The organism is Paraflavisolibacter caeni (genome assembly GCF_025628885.1).
Classification (GTDB): Bacteria; Bacteroidota; Bacteroidia; order Chitinophagales; family Chitinophagaceae; genus Flavisolibacter; species Flavisolibacter caeni.
Genome location: NZ_JAOTIF010000023.1, coordinates 69,422 through 89,102 on the forward strand (window position 1 = coordinate 69,422; position 19,681 = coordinate 89,102).

At 36.0% G+C, this 19,681-nt stretch carries 13 protein-coding genes and 1 tRNA gene; 2 read left to right on the forward strand and 12 right to left on the reverse strand.

Translation table 11 applies throughout. The features are described 5' to 3' along the window. Positions 1-12 precede the first annotated feature (12 nt). The 4 genes from OCK74_RS21805 to OCK74_RS21820 all read right to left on the reverse strand — a co-directional run bounded on the left by OCK74_RS21805 (position 13) and on the right by OCK74_RS21820 (position 4,313). Positions 13-2,205: an amylo-alpha-1,6-glucosidase gene (locus tag OCK74_RS21805; protein WP_279299213.1), complete on the reverse strand. Its 2,193-nt coding sequence runs from the start codon at positions 2,203-2,205 to the stop codon at positions 13-15. A 426-nt stretch (positions 2,206-2,631) separates the two neighbouring features. Continuing rightward, a tRNA-OTHER gene (locus tag OCK74_RS21810) sits at positions 2,632-2,707 on the reverse strand. 25 nt (positions 2,708-2,732) lie between these two features. Continuing rightward, the gene (locus tag OCK74_RS21815; RefSeq protein WP_341483215.1) at positions 2,733-3,020 is read right to left on the reverse strand and encodes a GIY-YIG nuclease family protein; all 288 of its coding nucleotides are present in this window, start codon (positions 3,018-3,020) and stop codon (positions 2,733-2,735) included. A 33-nt stretch (positions 3,021-3,053) separates the two neighbouring features. Next, positions 3,054-4,313, reverse strand: coding sequence for a BamA/TamA family outer membrane protein (locus OCK74_RS21820; protein ID WP_279299214.1), 1,260 nt, complete (start codon positions 4,311-4,313; stop codon positions 3,054-3,056). 272 nt (positions 4,314-4,585) lie between these two features. Here OCK74_RS21820 and OCK74_RS21825 point away from each other — a divergent pair, with 272 nt between their 5' ends. Further along, a complete protein-coding gene (locus OCK74_RS21825; protein ID WP_279299215.1) occupies positions 4,586-5,698 on the forward strand; it encodes a hypothetical protein in 1,113 nt (370 codons plus the stop codon). Positions 5,699-6,108: 410 nt separating this feature from the next. Here OCK74_RS21825 and OCK74_RS21830 read toward each other — a convergent pair whose 3' ends face one another. The 8 genes from OCK74_RS21830 to OCK74_RS21865 all read right to left on the reverse strand — a co-directional run bounded on the left by OCK74_RS21830 (position 6,109) and on the right by OCK74_RS21865 (position 18,935). Beyond that, on the reverse strand, positions 6,109-7,062 hold the full coding sequence (locus OCK74_RS21830; protein ID WP_279299216.1) for a polyphosphate kinase 2 family protein: 954 nt from the start codon (positions 7,060-7,062) through the stop codon (positions 6,109-6,111). A 596-nt stretch (positions 7,063-7,658) separates the two neighbouring features. Beyond that, on the reverse strand, positions 7,659-11,432 hold the full coding sequence (locus OCK74_RS21835) for a hypothetical protein (protein ID WP_279299217.1): 3,774 nt from the start codon (positions 11,430-11,432) through the stop codon (positions 7,659-7,661). 76 nt (positions 11,433-11,508) lie between these two features. Beyond that, positions 11,509-13,152 carry an N-6 DNA methylase gene (locus OCK74_RS21840; protein ID WP_279299218.1) on the reverse strand — a complete coding sequence of 548 codons (1,644 nt, stop codon included), beginning with the start codon at positions 13,150-13,152 and terminating at the stop codon, positions 11,509-11,511. A 3-nt stretch (positions 13,153-13,155) separates the two neighbouring features. Beyond that, complete coding sequence (locus OCK74_RS21845) at positions 13,156-16,233, reverse strand: Eco57I restriction-modification methylase domain-containing protein (RefSeq protein ID WP_279299219.1); 3,078 nt, start codon at positions 16,231-16,233, stop codon at positions 13,156-13,158. A 4-nt stretch (positions 16,234-16,237) separates the two neighbouring features. Then, positions 16,238-16,537 carry a helix-turn-helix domain-containing protein gene (locus OCK74_RS21850; RefSeq protein ID WP_279299220.1) on the reverse strand — a complete coding sequence of 100 codons (300 nt, stop codon included), beginning with the start codon at positions 16,535-16,537 and terminating at the stop codon, positions 16,238-16,240. A 258-nt stretch (positions 16,538-16,795) separates the two neighbouring features. After that, positions 16,796-17,026, reverse strand: coding sequence for a hypothetical protein (locus OCK74_RS21855; protein WP_279299221.1), 231 nt, complete (start codon positions 17,024-17,026; stop codon positions 16,796-16,798). Positions 17,027-17,074: 48 nt separating this feature from the next. Further along, positions 17,075-18,064, reverse strand: a complete 990-nt coding sequence (locus OCK74_RS21860; RefSeq protein WP_279299222.1) for a DUF3871 family protein — start codon at positions 18,062-18,064, stop codon at positions 17,075-17,077. Beyond that, the gene (locus tag OCK74_RS21865; protein ID WP_279299223.1) at positions 18,036-18,935 is read right to left on the reverse strand and encodes an AAA family ATPase; all 900 of its coding nucleotides are present in this window, start codon (positions 18,933-18,935) and stop codon (positions 18,036-18,038) included. Before OCK74_RS21865 ends, OCK74_RS21860 begins: the two co-directional genes overlap by 29 nt. Positions 18,936-19,000: 65 nt before the next feature. Here OCK74_RS21865 and OCK74_RS21870 point away from each other — a divergent pair, with 65 nt between their 5' ends. Further along, complete coding sequence (locus OCK74_RS21870) at positions 19,001-19,654, forward strand: AbiU2 domain-containing protein (RefSeq protein WP_279299224.1); 654 nt, start codon at positions 19,001-19,003, stop codon at positions 19,652-19,654. The last annotated feature ends 27 nt before the right edge of the window (positions 19,655-19,681 follow it).

The following is a 19,681-nucleotide window of genomic DNA, read 5'->3' on the forward strand; positions in this document are numbered from 1 at the left end:
GTTTTTACTGTATTACTTATAAATCACTACTTTCCATTCAGGATCCTCTTTCTCCAGTACATTAATGCCCACATCATTTTTATACCTGTTCAAATCTATCATTATTCTGGTATCACCAATAACTAAATTATTAATTGAAATAGTATCTAAAAAAGCAGGCATGATGGGATGATGGAAATACATTTCTTTTTTTGTGGCATCAATTTCCAGCCGTAAACAAGTTTTTAATAAGAGATATACGGCCGCTACCGACCAGGCTTGTGGAGAACATGCCACCGGATAAGCAGTGGGGCCTTCGCCCTGCCTTCTTTCAAAACCACAAAACAATTCCGGCAAGCGCTGTAAATCAATAAATAAGGAAGCATCAAATAATCCTTGTAAAATTTTTAAAGCTTCTTCCTGATAACCATACCTGGATAAGCCATAGGCAATTAATGCAGTATCATGCGGCCAAACAGAACCATTGTGGTAAGACATGGGATTATACCGAAACGAATTTCTTCCTAAAGTTCTGATACCCCATCCGGTAAACATTTCTTCACTTAAGAGCGCTTCTGCCAATTTCCCGGCATATTTTTCATCAACAATACCGGTAAATAAGCATTGTCCTGCGTTAGAAGAATTAACCCGGCAGGGTCTCTTGTTCCCATCCAATGCCAGTACAAAAGTGCCCAGATCTTCATCCCAAAAAGTTTTATTGAAATTTTCCTTCAGCGATTCTGCGTCCTTTATCAACTTTTCCCCTAATTCTTTATATCCCAGGGCTTCAGCCAATTTTGCAGCACTTTTCTTTGCATCGTAAACATACCCTTGCACTTCACATAAAGCAATAGGAGGGATAGCCAGATTACCATTATCATGAGAGACCGAATCAATAGAATCTTTCCAGCCTTGATTGGTGAGTCCACTTGCTGTTTTATGAATATATTCCACAAAACCATCCCCGTCAATATCGCCATATTTTTCAATCCAACCTAAAGCCGCCAGAATATTGGGCCAGATATTTTTAATTGTTTCCAGGTCAGCGGTTCTTTGGTAGTAAGCCCATGCTAACATAATAAAGAGAGGAGTAGCATCTACTGTTCCATAATACAACTTAAAAGGTACTTCTCCTATCTCAGCCATTTCCCCTTTACGGGTTTCATGGAAAATTTTTCCCGGTTCGGCATCTTTATAGGGTTCATTTTCTTTTGCCTGTGTCTTAACCAGGTAAAGCAAAACATCTTTGGCAAAAATTGGAGCTGCCCATAGCGTTTCATAAGCGGTAATGATTCCGTCTCTTCCAAAAGCAGTATTGTACCATGGTACTCCCGCATAAAAATAATTTCCGTGAGGGGTTCTTGCAGTTAAAGAGACCAGGTCTGCTCTGGAACGCCTTACCCAATGATTAAATTCCGCATTGGAAGTAGATATATCCGCTATTCGCTCATTAAGTCCCTTTAATTCCGGAGTAAATTCATTGAAGGCTTCATTAAAGGACAACGGTTTACCGGTTTCTTTTTCTTTAATAAAATTGAAAGAAATATCAATCAGGAAAACATACCCTAACTTGATTTTATAAATCACTTCATTATTGTTAAAGCTATCGGGATTAGGAGAAAAGTTAATTTCAGTATTCCTGATAATATTATCCAAGCCGGTGTAGCTTAATGTCACAATGTGCCCATGCTCAAATTTAGGTGCTTTAATTTCTCCTTTCCTGGGTCTTTTCACTCCGCGTACTTCAAAGATGTCTTTAAAGTCATTTTCCAGGGTAAAAGAAATTTCTATATCCCTCAACTCAGTTCCATGATTAACCAATTTTATTTTTTCATAGCATCTGCCTTGCATGATGAACTTACTACGAAAGATATAAATCTCACCTTTGGGGATAATTATCTCATCATTTTTCCATATGTCAGGATTAGCAAGGTCGGCACTAAGTATCTCATTTTCCTCTTTTAAGGTGGAGCTTAACAGAAGAGGTCTTTGCCCGTTAATTAGTAATTCAAAAGCTGATAAATAACGGGTATCTTCATAATAGATCCCTTGCACATGAAGCCCAATAGGTTGTATATCTCCCCAGCGGTCAAATATTCCAAATGTGTCTGCATGGTTTAATATCTTTACTCGGTCATCTGCATAAGTAGATTCCGCTGCGATATAATATTGATCTTTTATTTTAACTATTTTTTCTTGTTGTTGAGCCATTATTTTATTGCTCATTTTAGTTTTGAAAAATCATACTCGTCTAAAGCATTCACAATAAATCTTGTTTTCCCATTATCTATTACTTCAGGTACTTATCCACGTTTATAAGCAATCATTTAAAAATTCATCTTTATCTTTTTCTCTTATCTCTCTCATGCACTCAATCAAAATGTGATTCAATAAATGAGCCATTTCCTTGTCAAAATATTCTTTTCCCGCGTTATCAATTTTAGCTGCTATTTTAAGTTTAATTCTAGCTTTTTTCGCTATTTCTATAACCTTGTCAATATCCTTCTCAGGGGAGACCCTGCCTGAAAATGCCAGGTGTTGAACGGATTCTGGAACAGGCTATCCATCATATTGGTGTAAAAGGAGTTTTGCGCAGCGGGGCGTAAGGTTTCTACAGAATTGCTGTGATCTTTCAAAATACCCTTCGTTCTGCTAGGAGCAGACTTGAACTGCCGACCGCCTCAGGCGGATATGAATTCGATGCTCTAACCAGTTGAGCTACCTAATTACTTATAGAACTGTACCTATTTACTTCACTTGGAAATAAAACCTGTTTGCATGTAATCAGCTGTAATTTTCTTGTGTATCCATTCCCTTCCTTTTCCGCTTTTTAGAAAAGCCTCTCTTTCCATTGCCTTACTTTTTATTTCAAAATGCTCGCAATAAATAACTGTCCATGGCCGAAACTTTATGGTCCATCCCTTTTTCCCTAATTGATTATGGCTCTTAAATCGTTCAATAAGATTGGAAGTAAAACCTATGTAAATCTTGCTAAAATTTGGAGAATATAGAATGTACATTGTATAAACCATACGGTACATTAATAATAGCAGCTATAATGCGTGATGATAGTATTAAAAAGTTTCTTGAAGGTAGAGATATATTCCCCAACTCCCATCCATTCCATATCCAACGTCTAAAGTGACATTAACACGGGTGCGTTTGTCCATCAGCATTCGCAATCCTATGCCGGTGCCCAATGCTACACCATCAAATAGTTTTTGTGAATCGCTGCTGGCCTGGGTGGCATTGATAAAGGCTACACCACTAAAAAATCCGCTACGTGAAACGGGGAACCGGTATTCCATCTCATTGTATAATAAATTAATTCCTCGTATGCGACCTTGAACATAACCCCTGCCGGAACGGTTATAGGCATCCCACCCGATGGCTGGCAAGGCCAGGTAAGGAATGTTACCTGAAGTAGTAAAATTTCCAGTGCTCCAAAAGGCCAAAATCTTCCTGAATTTTTCCCTGCTAAGACGCAAGAAATAACGGGCATCATAGGTAAGAAAGGTACTGGCCTGTGAGTTTTTAAAAAGCGCTGGATTGATACGCGCTGACAGTGACAACAAATAACCCTTGTAGGTATTAATTATGTGATCACGCGTGTCAGCTATTGCGATAAATTTTATTCCATTGGTCACGTAGTTTTCGGTGTTGAAATTTCGTCCGGTGGAGTATTGATAGTGTTGGGTCTCATACCGGTTGCTGGAGTCGGCAGACAGGTTTAGTTCAAGGTCGTCAATCGCAAAATGGTAATCTATGGCAATACCCAGGCCCAGGTAAAAAGGTGTTTGGCCCAGTTTACGTGAAACATCCTCATAGAATCGTAGATAGTTAAAGTTCATATCTTCTGCCAGTGGATGTTTACTGGTGCCCACATCGTTGACTGTAAAATCATTTTGGGTATTTTCGCTGGAACGCAATCCCAGGCCATAGGTAGGTTGTGTAAATATCAGAAATCGCCAATCGCCTTGCAGGTTCCATTTATTTTGATCCAAAAATACTTTTGTTCGGATGTTGACCATTATTTGTTTTTTCGTAGTGAACTGAGCATTCATCAACGCTGAGGAAAGATTTGTAAGGCCGCCATCAAATAAACGACTCAGGCTAACGGAAGCACCCAGCGCAAATCCATTAGCGGGTCCGTAAGCTATTACAGGGAGAAGGGTGACATAATTTTTTCCAGTTACTACTTCAACTTTGGAGGTGTCGCGGGACTTTTTACTTCCCCCTAAAGCATCGCGTAGATCCTTCGTTAACGGTTGAGCCCCGGCATTCCAGGAGAGGATTAATAAAACAATGACTAAATTTATTTTGCAGTGCTTCATTGGATGAATAGTCTCTACGATAATTGTTAGTCCACTATACACTTCAATTCTTCAGTTTTATCTAAACTGTAAAATCAAAGTTTGCTCCAACATTACTGGTCACTTCATATGCTTCGCTAAAAAACGAAGGATCTAAAATTAGGAATTTTTAACTTTAGGGAACAATAGCTACTCATGGGAAGCTTACGACTTTATCTATTAGATTTACAAAATCTAATAGAATTTTTAATAACCTTATTTGCTTTTTTAACTAATGAATTATTTTATTCATTATGAAACAAGTTCTGGTTATTCTGATTTTCATTTCCATCCATGGATTTGGCCAGGTGTATTCGAATAAAGAGGTGGGAAAAAAAAACATTGATTTAATTGATAGCCTTAAGAATTCGGAATATCCCTATGTGCTACCGATCTGGGGTGAAAAGGCTCACAAGGCGGGTTATACGCTACCGCTCTCGGCAGGCATCAGCACACAGTATGTTTGGCAAGAGTCGGAAGTAGTAATCGATAATCTTCATGCCGCAATTAACGACGGTGAGTTAGTTGATGTAAGCGAGTTTGCCCGTTTGTATAATACCATCACAAAATTACATGCAGTCAATATTCGTCCAGATTTATGGATTTTACCCTTTTTGAACTTCTACGGTATTTTAGCTCAATCCAATCCCTCCACTACCACTTCCGTTGGAATTTTTTTACCGGATTCCACTGGCAATTTTGAACAGGTGGTTGAATTTCAAGTCAATTCTGCTAATAAAGCTACATCGGTGGGGTTTGGCATTACGCCCACCATTGGAGTAGGCGGAGGATGGATGGCTTGGGATATGAATTTTACCTGGACCGATATCCCCACATTATCAAGTCCGGCTTTTGCGTTCGTGATGGGCCCTCGTTTTGGTAAATCATTTCGTTTTAAAAATCCTGCACGTAACCTTAACTTCTGGGTAGGGGCATTCAGATTAAGTTTAAACTCAGGTACGGAAGGCGTTTTCAAACTGGATGAAGTAGTCGACACCGAAACCTTCCAGGCAAAGGTTGATCAAGGACTCGACGCATTGGATCAACGTTATACTGAAGTGGAGATGTGGTGGAATAACCTTTCCGAATCTGAAAAGCGCAATCCAGCTAACAAAGCGCGTTATACAGCGGCGAATCGAGTTTTCGATGCAGCAGGAAAATTACTGACTGGGTTAGATGAAGCTGCAACCCATATAGAAGAAAGTACAATCAGCTATTCTATGGATAAACGGCCGAAAGATAAATGGAACTTTACGGTGGGCGCCCAATATCAAATCAATAAGCATTGGATGATCAGAGGTGAGTATGGATTTCTGGGATCACGGAATCAGTTTATTGGCGGACTTCAATACCGATTTGGATTGTAACTGAAATGTATCGTTGACTTCTGTAGTTTAGACCGATCATCGGGAATTTACTTACTCGGTATATTGTCGGTTCAGAAGAAATAGGCGAAACGTTGTATTGATCATGTTTAATGTGGGAACATACGTTCCTTAATCTTTTGACAATAAAACCTTGATGGATGCTACTTCTCTAACCCATCGCGCGTGTTTTTTATCTTGAGGTGCAACTATCCTGAAAGGCCCTTCTCCTGATGGTAACGGCTTGCCATCAACCGATGTGGCTAGCAGTACCGAGGCTGTCTGAGGAAACCCTTTACAGGCCTGACTTTTACCCAGTATGCCCTTGACGTAGGGGCATAAAAAAGCTCTGAACTACGCGTCCAGAGCTCTCTTAGTAGCGAGGTGCAGACTTGAACTGCCGGCCGCATTGCTCATTTTTCGTCCAGCAGCTCTTTTTTTATTCCGGCCAGCTCTGCCAATTTTTCATCACTCACTTTGGGATATTCAAGATCTAAAGAGTCAAGCGTATTGATAATTGCTGATGCCACTACCACTCTTGCAAAGCCTTTATTGTCGGCAGGAACTACATACCAGGGAGCATCTTCTGTGGCTGTGTTCCTGATCAGGTCTTCATAGGCTTCCATATACTGCTTCCTGTACTTTCTTTCTTTTGCATCAGCAGCAGAAAACTTCCAATTTTTATCGGGGTTATCGATCCGTTCGAGAAAACGCTTTTTTTGTTCTTTGGCTGACACATTCAGGAAAAATTTACAAACCATTGTTCCGTTATGGTTCAGGTATTTTTCAAAATTACAGATGTCGTCAAGGCGTTCCTGCCAAATATTTTTTGTCACCAGTTTTTGGGGAAGCTTTTGCCTGGCTAGCAATTCCTGGTGCACACGTACCACCAGTACTTCTTCATAATAAGAACGGTTGAAAATGCCAATGCGCCCACGTTCGGGTAAATGTTTCTGACAGCGCCATAGGTAATCATGGTCGAGGTCTTCTGACGAAGGTGTTTTAAAAGAACTTACCTGGCAGCCCTGTGGGTTGATGCCCGACATTACATGCTTGATGGCGCCATCCTTTCCGGCGGCGTCCATGGCCTGGAATATCAGTAGTATCGACCATTTATCCTGAGCGTACAAGATATCCTGCAACGTCGCCAGTGCATCCACTCCCAGCTCAAGAGCCTGTTTGACAAGGGGCTTGTCTTCCGGTCCCAAACCGCCATCGTCATCAGGGTCATAATCTTTCAGCTTGAAGCCCTTTCCTTCGGTTACGCAAAACTTATTAGAGAATTTTTTAGCCCTGCGAATAAGCTCCTTCCTGCTTATTTCGGGCAATTCTGCAAGCGCGTCTTTGTTTGTGTTGTCGTTCTTCATAAAACAATTATTTTATGTTGATGCTACTGTTAGCCGGGGCTCAGTCATTCAAACAAATCTTAATAAATATAGTAACTTTCCCTTACTATCGGCATCGATTGAGCGAGTTTATCTTTAATATAAACGATAGTTCATCCCTTTTTTCCCAACTCATTAAGGCTCTTGAATCGTTCAATAAGATTTGGATCAAGTAAAACCTATGTAAATCTTGCCACAACTTGGGGGATATAGAATGTACACTGTATAAACCATACCGTACATTAAAGATAACTGGCAAAGGAAGCTTTTCAAATGGGGCAAGAAACAAAAAAGCCCCGAACTTTCATCCAGAGCTTTAAAGCGTAGCGAGGAGCAGACTTGAACTGCCGACCTTCGGGTTATGAAAACCAATAAGTTATATTGATATGAGTTCATTTTGATACCCTTTTTGAAACCTAATCAACTAATTAAGGCCTATAAATCTGAGATAACTTCTTAATTTAAAGTGCCGAGCAATTGTTATTAAATATTAATTGGTTTTAGACTATTGGGCAACAAATAGGATATAAAACTTGAATAAGATAAGAATTTAAAAGCAAAAAAGTGATAGATACTCTTTAATTGCCCTTTAATATTTCAACTGCTCTTTCATATTCATTCATCACAATAAATAATGCAGTTCCCATTAAATTAAATTCACGATATATTATAATACGAATCAATCTTATGAGCTTCTCATTATGAATAATTCCACTCAGCATTGATAGTAAAATTCTTTGAATAGTTATCCCAAGCTCCTCATCGGTCGATAATGAATTGAGATACAATAATTTGATTAACCTTATTGTGACACCAAAAACCTCTGGACTAGGGTTAAAGTAGGGATTTAAATTAAGTAAAGCATAGCTATAAAAGTTTGTTTGCCCTTTCTTATTCTTTTTAAACTCTTCAAAAACTAGTTTTTCATTTAGACTTATACCAATATACCTTTGGGTTAGTAAAAATTCTGAAATACTTTCTATTTTTTCCGGTGCTAGATTTGAAATAAAAGACTGTGGAGACAAAATTCTTTTAGTAAACTGAGCAAAATTTCTTACGCAGAAAAAGTCACTTGTTATTAAATAGTATTCATCTTCCAGACCAACTAAGGAGTCGACAAGAGATTTCAAAACCTCATTATCACCTTTTTCCCTTGCCAAAAAGGAATGGAAGGAAACTCTTTTATCGATAATCAAAGGAAGACAATAATTATTTATCCAATTTAGTATATCATTTAGATGTTCTAATCTCTTTTCATTGTAGTTATCAGGATAAAATTGAGGCTGAACACCTTCAACTGTAATTTTCAACGAAAGCTTAGCTTCTTTTGCTAACCTTACCTCAACAATCTGACTCTTAAAATAATCAATTACAAAAGGAGAAACATAAAACTTTTCTGAATATTTTATGTTTAACTCGGTAAAGACCTTTGAAAATAATATGATAGAGGAAGCATCTAATATATACTTTCCATTTGTAGACACTTCATGATTAATATTGAATGTAGCTGGTAATGTAATAAATCCTTCACTCGAATTTGCTGAAGTAAAAAAGTTATAAGCGTCAATAAAGTTTCCCTTAAACACAGAAGCAGTTATTTCTGTAAATGAAAGAGTTCCATTGTAATAAGATTTAAGCTGTTCATTTATAAATTGTTCCATCATGCTCCCCTGAGCACCGAAAGCTTCAATTAACTGTTTTTCAAAATCTTTAAAATTGTCACCTTCTAAAGAAAACTTTTTCAATTGCAAATCAGATGTAGGATTCTCTGCTTCTCTAATTATTATATTGAAAAGAGCAGAGTATTTATTCATCACCTTTTTTATGATTGCTTTTTTAAATGAAAATCCTATTGACTCTTTCAAAAAAACTTCATCATTAACTTTTTTGCCTAAAAAAGAGTCAACCAAAATGCTGTTTGACTCTTTTTTATTTATTTCAATTATTCTTTCGATTCCTTCAATTTCGTACAACACAAATGAACCACTTACAACCTCTGGAAAGTCTTCAAATAAAGTTTCTGGAAAATGAGTTGTATTGGATATAAAAGCCTGTCTTGCACGTTTATTTTCATTTTTAGAAGCACACTTATATAATATATCTAATGCAATTTCAAATAAGCCACTCTGCGCATAGATATTTGAACTATTAATTGCATCAAATTCATTATCAAATAATACTCCTTTAACTGTATTACTTAATTCATGTAATAATTGTTTTTTATCCTGCCTATTTAAGGCCAACAAAAGTAGAGATAGAAATTCTTTATTGTTAGGGAATATTTTATATCCGAGTTCCGCAATTTTTTCAATTTCTGTCCAATCCTCAATATATTGTCTGTAATAGATTTCTGTTTTTAAAAAATCTATTTTTAAACTAACATTTATGCGCCACCATTTCAATATTTTAATAAGCTCAACTTTATCAGCTTCCTTATATTCAATTAAACACCATATATATAAATACAAATCTTTACTTGGGACCGTTGTATTTACATAGCTTTTCAGAAATGAAATACATTCACCTAAAAGGCGGTATTTATAAAGTGCTCTAGCAATGAAAAAATCAAAAGATTTTGCTGGCTTAATAGTATTTTCTTTAATCGAAAGGATTTGATTAAATCTTGAATTACATTCACCATCCTCTCCAAGCAGTGCATTAATAAAGAAGTCGAAAATTTGAGATAAATAAAGATTAGAGAACTGTTTAGAATTAGAAATGTACTTTTTGAATGATGAAACATCTTCTATTTTAATAAAAACATCTTCAACATTATTCAAAAGATTAAATAATACAGTTGCATCTATTATATTAAAACAATCTACATAACCTTTAAGATTTATTAAAGCTAGGTCTTTATTTCCTTTTATCTTATGTAGAATACAGCTGATTAGCTCTTTTAAACCTGAATTGTTCTCAGTCTCAGTAGGTGAAAAACTTGAAATGTAGTATAAAGCCTTATCTAATTCATTTTTTTGAATAAGTATTTGAATTAGGCACATTATATTTCCTACTACCGGGTTCTTAAGTACAGAGAAATCTCTTTCTAATTCGTACAAGTCCGAACTTGAATCCGATAAAGCAGTGAAATAGCTATTATAATAAAAATAAAGCTTGTACTTTTCCTTAATCTCGCTCTCTCTGAAAGTAGCTTCAAAGATTTTTAATAGCTCTTTCAGATACTGCACTCTTTTATTATTTAGAACTTCATCATCAAAATCGAATGGATGGGAAGAATTCTCTTGATGGTAAAGATTTAAATTTATCGCTGCTATTAAACTCCAATAATGTTTATTTTGATAAGAAAGATTATCTGGAATAAGAGGCATGACTATATTATCCTTTAAATATTCATTCTGAAGTTTAAATACTACATCAAAATCTTTCAGTGAAATATATAAATGATAAATAAGTATTATAAACACTTTATCTTCTAAAACTTTCTTCGGAATAGTACTTATTTTATGTAAAAAATCTCCCTCAGTAAGTTTGAACTTAATAAACCATGCATTAGGGTTATAGTCATCTTTATCAATTATAATTGTGGCTAATTCATTTGATTTATCAATATCGCCATTGTTGAGATATTCAATAGCAGCTCTTAATGTGTAATCTAAATCTCCTTTGTTGTATTTATAGGCTTTAATATAGTAATCTTTTTGAGTATTAGCTTCATCATCTAAGTCTTCCCAACATAATCCTTTTAGAAAATAAACTTTACATTGTATTTCATCTGTCATCTTCCCATTATCCTTAATGCTTGCTTCCAATGATTCAAGTCTTCGAAGAGCAGTTTTATGTTTAAAAGATTTTATGTCATCTTTTATTTCTTTAAGCTGCCTGATATACTCTCCTTTTAAAGAATCGTCAATTTGAAGAACAGTCCTACTCAAAGAACTCGTCAATTGGTTTAGCTGCTCATATATTTGGAAAATTTTGTCCTTATAAGTAAACTCTATTTCTAATTTCTTAAGATTCTTATGTTTCGATAAATTGCTTCTGAATAAGTCAAAAAAATCGTTTAACTCCTCTATAGTTGGTGGTATTATATGCTGCTTATCAAGCAATAATCTTTGCAATGCATTAACGTCAAATTCATTAAAAAATGAAAAATGCAGAAGTTCTTCAACAAATGCTTGTGAAATATAGAAAGCTATCCTGTTATCTTTTTCATTTATTTTATGGACACTCTGATACTGTGTTAAACTTTCGTTTATAACACCACTTAACTCTTGTTCAAATTTGGTTACATTTCCAAAAAAGTTCTTAATATAGCTGTCACCCCTTTTTTGAAGATACCCAAAAACCAACTTTTTGCCGGTAGCTAAAGCTATTGTAGATATATCCATCATGTATTTATTTAATTGAAAAATGGAACAACCTATACACATTATTATATAGATTATTCCATTTTATTTAGGTACTTTCTTATTTTCTATTCAATCTCCTATTACTGAGTTTTTGCCAAATACCTCGTAACATTCTCACTTCAACATCAGAAAGCCCTAATTGTTTTATTAATAGCTCCTTATCAACAATGTCCAAAACTTCAATAATTCTTTTTTCTCTTATAAGTAAATCTATCTGCCTAAAATCAATACTATCATAAACTAATAATGGTAATGGTATTTCTTCAATTTCAGTAGGTTCAAAAGTTAGCACGCCTCCGCCATAGCTCCTACCTAATATCTCTGAAAAAGCAAACGAAAGTGAGTTTAAGAACGAAGCTGCAACAATTTCTGGTTCTATTCCTGCTCTTAATCTAACACGGTGAATCGTGTCGGTAGATGAAGAGCCTGCTTTATTGATGATTATTTTTGGATAATCCGCTACTTGTCGAAGTGCAAAAGCATCTGGTGACCAAAGTGAGGGTGTGATATACCAACGTTTACGTATTCTGCATTTATAACCCGTATTATACTCCAATCCTTCACCATACTTAATATATTCTTTACAAGCTTGTGGCAACTTATCAAAATCTTCATTGGGGGGTATGAAAAGATACCCATCATGCTGAGCCTCAGAATTAGTTTGGAAATCATTGTCGTTAAAAACCACTCCTCGCAAATGGTTAGATTTGCTAACCACTTTTTGAGTATAAGGCTGTAATTTCCATTTTTCAACATCTTCTTTGCTCATCATGAAAAATTCATTTCGACCAGTAACTATACCTACATCTACATCCATTACTTCTCCACAGGTACTAATCCTAGTATCAGCCTTAATCCTTCTTAACAATTGAATTTCAGGTTCATCAAGAAAGTATTTAGTCCATTTCTCTGAATTATGCTCTAAAGTTTTTACTTCGGTATTATGAATCTCAGTAATTTCTAATGTTTGTAAATCGTTTAGTGTATTCAGCTCAACAACGCGTATTCCTTGCCTTTCTGCAACTCCCTTTTCACATAAAAGTAAAACTACCTCTTGTTGAATATCATCAAACACCAGTTTTTTAAAGGTCACAATTGTGATTCTATCAAAAAAGTTAGACAGGAAAATTCTTGTTTCAGCAGCATATTTAACCTGAAAAAGTTCCGCAGGAATCACCATTCCAAGTTTACCATTCTCATTTAGCGAATTAGCAGACAAAACAAGAAAAGGCACCCAAATGTTTGTAAGCTTATTAGGCTTCAATCCGAGAGATTCCATCATCTCAAAAGCTTTCGACCTATGTTCTTCGGGAAAATTTTGATACCGTATAAAAGGTGGATTGCCTACAACAACATCATATTTTTCCTCTGCATAACTTAATAAATAATTGAAAAAGTCAGAATTAATAATAGTAGTCGAATTCAATCCAAAAATTGCAGCTCTCTGTTTTGACTTTATAGCTTCCTCTTCTATTAACTCTATTCCTTTAACTAAGCCAAAGAGGTTTTTCTCTTCAACTCCTAAGTCAAGAAATCTTTTGATAGCTGATTCTACAAAGTTACCATCACCACAGCTTGGCTCCAATACCTTTTGTGTTGGTATGGTTATTGCCCACTTACAAATAAATTCAGTAATAGCTTTGGGTGTATAATAACCGCCTCGTAACTTTTGAGCTATGCTTTTATCAATTGTTGCTTCCATTTTCTATTCTTCGTTTATTTCAGCAATAAACATTTCATCGTTCATTACTGTTGTTACATCTGCTTCGGTAATACAATAAAGAGCATTTACTTGCTCTACAAGACTACCAAATAAATAATCATGTTTTCTCTTTAAAACAGCTTTTTTAGCATCTATATAAACACTTTTGTAAGATGCTTTTGAAGCAATTAGCTGCTGCACTGTTTTTGCAATCTCATCATGTTTCTGTTTTTCATCTTTCTTCCCAAAGTCAATCTCCTTTATTGGTATATTCTCTATGAATTGTTTGCCATGAGAGTAATATGCCCCTTGGAACTCACTTGCACCTGCTTTCACCATAGCCTCAAAAACCGGATGACAAAGAATACCCAAAATGTAAAGTGGTGAATACTGAGAGCTGCTTATTAAAGAATAGTATGGACCATTTCCGCCACCGGTAAACTGTATATTCATTTGGTCATAAGCATATCCGGGCTTGGTAGATAACACCGACCAAATAAGCTTTGGAGCATTATGGAACTTAGTTAGACTTTGTGACCTTCCAAACTGATACCATTTGGGTTCCTTAGAACCGTTTATACTACGTTTTGACAACAGGTCTTTAAACTTGTTGAGGTATTCCCAAGCCAAAGGAAACTCTGATTGAAATATTTGTTCAGACAGAACTTCAGCTTTATCATCTACTATGTTGTAGGGAAATATCATTTGTGCATTCGGCTTCACTGTATCAAAAAGACCAAAAGTTAAATCATAAATACAGGGTTTGCAAATCGCTTTCTCTACTTCATATTGAACTTTGAGCTTGGTAAATTTATAGGTTGAATCTGTTTCAGACTCTGGCTCTATAATGTATATTTTATCAGCACTTGTTTGCAGTCCTACTGGTATTTCAGCGATGTTCTTTAATGCGATTACATTTTGTGATTTTATTTTGGAAAAGACTTCCTCTGTCTCTTTTGAAACAAAAATCCAAGGCTTATCCGTGTAATCTGCATTATTATATTCTGCATAACCGATTTGACCAGCTACAAATTCTGTAACTATTTTCCTAACTCTTTTGAAACCAAATACATCTCTTTGCTTCTTATCCAAAAGCAAAACGGCAGTGTAAGTACTCCTATTGGGAAAGACTTGACTAACCCCAAAATGTACAATTCTATTCAGTGAACCGTTTGTTGTAATATATGAACGAAGAGTTTTCCCGCCTTTAACAATGAAAAACTTATTAGGAACAATATAACCTAAAACACCATTTGTATTTAAAAGTTCTATAGCCCTTTGAATAAAAAGATAGTATTTATCGAATGTCTCTTCTTGTGCAACTATGTAGCCCGAACTTTTATCCTGATAATACTTTATCTCCTCCCTTAAATATTTTACCATATTTTGAATACGCACATACGGTGGATTACCGACTATAGCATCAAAGCCTTTTGTTTCTTTCAGAAAAGGAAATTCACTGAGCCAATTAAAAGGCTTGATTTTAAATAGTTTTTCATCATCGGCAATAGCACCTTTATCAAACTTGAAATATGTATCATCGACTAATGAATTGCCGTTTTTAATGTTCTCGCTAAGACTTGGCAAGACCTTTTGCTGATACTTAGTTAAGTAATAATTAACTGAAGCTGCATTTTCATGTTCAATTAATTTCAGTAACAAACTGAACTTTGTAACCTCTACTGCATAAGGGTTAATATCGACACCAAAGATGTTGTTTAATAAGAATGTATGCTTTGCCTTTAAAGTCAAATTAAAAGAACCGGAGGCTGTTTGATAAATCACTTCGTTGTCTGTAATACCTGCATCTAAAAAAGCAAGAGTAAATGTTTCTAATAAATAGTCATAAACTGAAATCAAGAAAGTTCCGGAACCACAACATATATCTGCAATTTTTAGCTGCTCAATTTGTTCCAAATTTTTGCCGTCAAACAAAACGTTCAATGTTTCCTTTACTATGTTCTCAACGACGAGTTTTGGCGTTGGTACAACGCCGCTGGAAGCAGCAACTTCTGGCTCTTCTACTATAGATATTTCAGTTGGGCTTACAATAGTTATTTTACTCCCGAGGTATCTTTCATATATCTGACTAAGTATTGTGGGGTCAACAACAGCAAAGTCATAAGGACTTTCTGGATAATACAACTCATTGAAAATTGATATAAGTGTATTTGAATTAAGGACAATTTTTAAAGTAAAATTGTCTTCGATAAAATCAAACAATCCAGAATTATACTTCTTATCAGATTGAATGAACAGGTCTTTCAATTCATCGTAAGTCTTTATTGCTTTGAGTGTCTCGTATTTTTCTATTTCTCTGTCCTCACAAATTCGCAAGAATACTATGCGATTTAATAGACGCTGAATTAAGAAATTAATATCTTCCTCACTAAAGTCTATATTATTTAAAATAACATCTGCTGCCAAGCGCGTTCTCCATCCCTCGATTTGCTTTAAAAAAAAGTCATCAAAGGTTATTGTATCGTTTTCAGTAACTGAAAAGTAGTCATCTAGGTATCCTGATGATACAGACTGAAAGGAGAATAGTTGATAAATCGTTTCGAACTCATTAAGAAATTCAGTATAATGAAAGTTCTTGTACCGGGCTATTTTAGGGTCATCCATAGATTGAGGCTTATGCCTACAATCATAAACTATTAAACGTTCAAAGTTTGTGAGTATCGAGATTCCCAAATTAGCATTCCAGCCATATCTTCTGGTCTGAAATGAAGTCTTTGACGATTTCTCAATTTCAATAGAAACTTTTTTCGCCTCAACAAACAATTTTCTTGTACCCTGTACACGCAAAGTATAATCCGGATTCTTTTTTGTTATAGTATCGTCTTCTTCTACATCAATGCTTTCCTCCTGTATAACGTTTCGAAGGAATTGCGTTTTTGATTCTTCGTTATCAACATCCCACCCAAAGGTTTTAAGTAGTGGATTTAAAAAATCTATACGTAGCTGCGCTTCTGAATATTGTGCAGATTTTAAAACAGAATATTCCTTGTCGAAAGATGCAATTAATCCCTTCAATTGTTCAAAGCTTTCCGCTTTAGATTTCGCAATTAAATATGCCATTTATTTACTTCTTCTTTTGCTTAAATTTTACTTCATCCTCCGCAACTTGAATAGCCTTTAAAGCAACATCTTCATCTTTCACTATCTCATAGACTTGGTCAGCTAGCCAGAGCGTCAACAAATCCGCTTGGGGAACATTCAAAATAGAAGCAAGAACCAAAACTTGCTCCTTCTTTGCTCTTCTTTCTCCTCGCTCGATTTTGCTAAGCATAGGTGTGTCTACATCCAACTGAGCTGCTATGTGCTTTTGAAGGAAATTGTTTTCCTCACGAAGTTGCCTTATACGTTCACCGAGTTTTGTCACTTTACTTGAGTTGACTTGTCAAATATTGACAAATATAAGCTAATAAATTTAGCAAACGGGTAAGAAAGGGGTCAAGTTATTAACAAATGTTAACAACCATGTTGTTAAAGTGAATTTCTTTTCAGTGGTTTTGCAAATTAGAGTATCACAGACAAAACCGTCTCAAAAGAAACCTGCAGTCAGTCAGTGGTATATGCTAGTTGAGTGACTGACTAAAAGAATTGCAGTAAAGAAAATACAGCATAATCCTGTGATACATTAGAAGTTGGCTTTGATTTCAAAATGTGTGTATAGGTAGGGCTTACCTAATATCCAGTAGAATAGTTCATCTTTTGAGTTTGTGGCTACCTCCTCTACCCAGAGATACATCCCTTGTTTAAATGTACCGGCGTTACTAATGCATCTTATCCTGAATGGACAATATAGCTTACGTAAATGCCCCATACCATTTACCAATAGAATACTGTTGGCATCACAGTATTTTGCCATAAGTAATTTTTCCATAGAAAAGAAAAAGGCTGGAAAACCAGCCTTTGTTTAATTAAGAAACCAATTTGTCGTCCTGTTGTCAAGTGCATCTCTTAGGTCATCCACAAACTGGAAGGCGTTTACCGACCTGTCCAAGAATGTATCAATGTAGCTGGATTTATTAGAGCCTGTAAACAGGTTGTACAGCCGCCAAAGGTTGATATTGCCATCTTCTCCTTTACAGAAGGAATTATCCCGGTAAAAATCCTTCACCACCATACCCAGTTGCGTATCACTAAGGAGCAAAGGGGTTATATCATTTTTGGCAGGATTGGGAAGATGATTATACATTCTGCACCTTCCAATGAGTAAAGCAAATTGCTGTTCGGTTAGGCTATAGCCGGTTAGCTTCCTTAATGCCTGAATATGGGTGGTGGCATTGTAATTTTCAAACAGCGTACGCATACAAGCCATAAGCTGCTCCAGATTCTTCACCTTCAAATCGCCCACAAATCCCTCTGACCAGACACACAGATTGGTACAAACGCTGTTCTTAAAGCCTATAAAAACCTTAAAATGCTCGTCTACGCCCTTTTTATTATATAGGTTATCAAGGCTATAACTTTTTACCCCGCCAATGGATAGAGAAAGCTGGTTTCCATCAATTTCATCACTTATAGATGGCAGCTCAATGGCAAACGCCATGCGCTCATAATAAAGCGTTTTCTCATACTCTAAGAGCTCCTTGGCTGGCTTATCTTTTGCTGTTGGTATTCTTCCTTTGATAGGATGGGAGAGCCTTACAGAGGGGCTTAAAATCATTTCTCCACGGAATACTTCAGACGCCACATCCATTGTGCACTGAATGAAATCCGAGTGTGAGATTACAGGCTCGTTGTCCTTTATAAATACCGGGATAACGTGCTTGCTTTTAACTTCTTTCAGAGAACTTTGAATAGTGTTAGCCTGAATAAAAGGTTTATCAGTTGAAATAACTTGTACTTCCGATTGTTCTTCAAATAAGATAACATCATGGCTGTTGAATACTTCCGTTTCCATTAGTTGAAATGTTTTGGGTTAATAAATTGTTTACAATTGGTTGAACTGGCTGCAATTCCCTTTTGCGTCTGCTGAAATGGGCGTTATGGGATTGCTGGTACTGTGGACAGAGAATATAGAGCCTGCCTAATTCTGCTATGCTATTACAGGCATTAATCCGGTCTGTAAATTCATCCTTTTTTGTTTCTATAGGAATACCCTGACCACACCAACCTTGTATCAACCTGCCTGTATCCGTGGTGATTCTGAACTCAGGTTTGTCCATAAATAGACCAGTTCTGTCTTTGGATGCCAAAGCATGGTGCTTTATGTCCACATCCAGAACAATGGTGAACTCGTAATCAAGTCCATCTCTTTGAACCCCCTTCATCCCCACCTTTTCCGGCACTTGCTTACCATTCTTTTCATTAAGTACATACTCCTGCTTACTACGGATAGTGCCGATAATGTGTACAGTACTTTGAAGGATTGCCTGAACAAAGGCATTGTGGCGAGGGGTAATCTTAGACCAGTTTGTGAAAGAATTACCCGCCATGTTCCCATGAATATCCAGTATTCCGCCAGAACCTTCCCATTCGTGGGAAATACTATCAATAATTATAACCTCCATGCCTGCAGTTTCACAGAGCCTAATGGCATCTATGTATTTTTCAGGTGAAAAAGGAGCTGCTATATTCACGACTGAAAATCCACCTAAGTGAGCATATAGGGATGCCGAATAGTTTTCGGTATCTATTACTGCTATCTTACCCCAATCACTGCATAAACCATAGGCAATCAGTAATGCCCCCATTGTTTTACCGCTACCGGAGCAGCCTTGAATACCAAGCTTAATCTTGGCTTGTTTTCGTTTTGCAATTTGTAATTCCATAAAATGACTGTTTAGTTTTAAAAAAAAATATTGTGTATTATTTTAGCATCCTTAAATGATTAACCTTGAATTCAAGAGAAGAAACAATTGAATTGTATAAGAGATACACAAATGAATATGTCAGCATCATCTATGATAACATAGCAATGAAGCTTGCGACATTTAAGGGGTTTGATGAATACATGAAAAGAGATATGGAAAGAACAATTAAAAGTTTTCCACTTCTATATTTTATGTTAGAATCGCTCCATGTGGATTGTGTAATAACAGTTAGTAAAATAACTGAAGGGTCGAGGTCAGCGAGGACTATTCAAAATTTTATTGCTTTTGTAAAAGATAATCTCCCTGTACTTAAAGAAGAATACCCTGATTTATCCGAATCAGCATTGCAAAGACAAGAACAGCTATTAACAGATACCAATGAACAAATAACCAGAATAAAAAAACAGCGTGATAAATATTATGCGCATGCTGACAAAGAGTATTTTTTAAAGCAAAACAAAATCAAGGAGGACTTCCCAAATACGTATGAAGATTTAGAAGACATACTAATAGCACTCCAATCAATAATAGGGTTTCACTATAATAAAGTAAATCAAGGAAGCATGAGAGTTTGCATGTCTGATTATGCGTATATGTATACATTCAAGACAATGGAGCAATTAGTTGAATCCACAAAGGAATGGATAAAGAAGTACCGTCCAGATGAGACCTTTTAAAAAAAGCGAGGATTTCTCCTCGCTTTT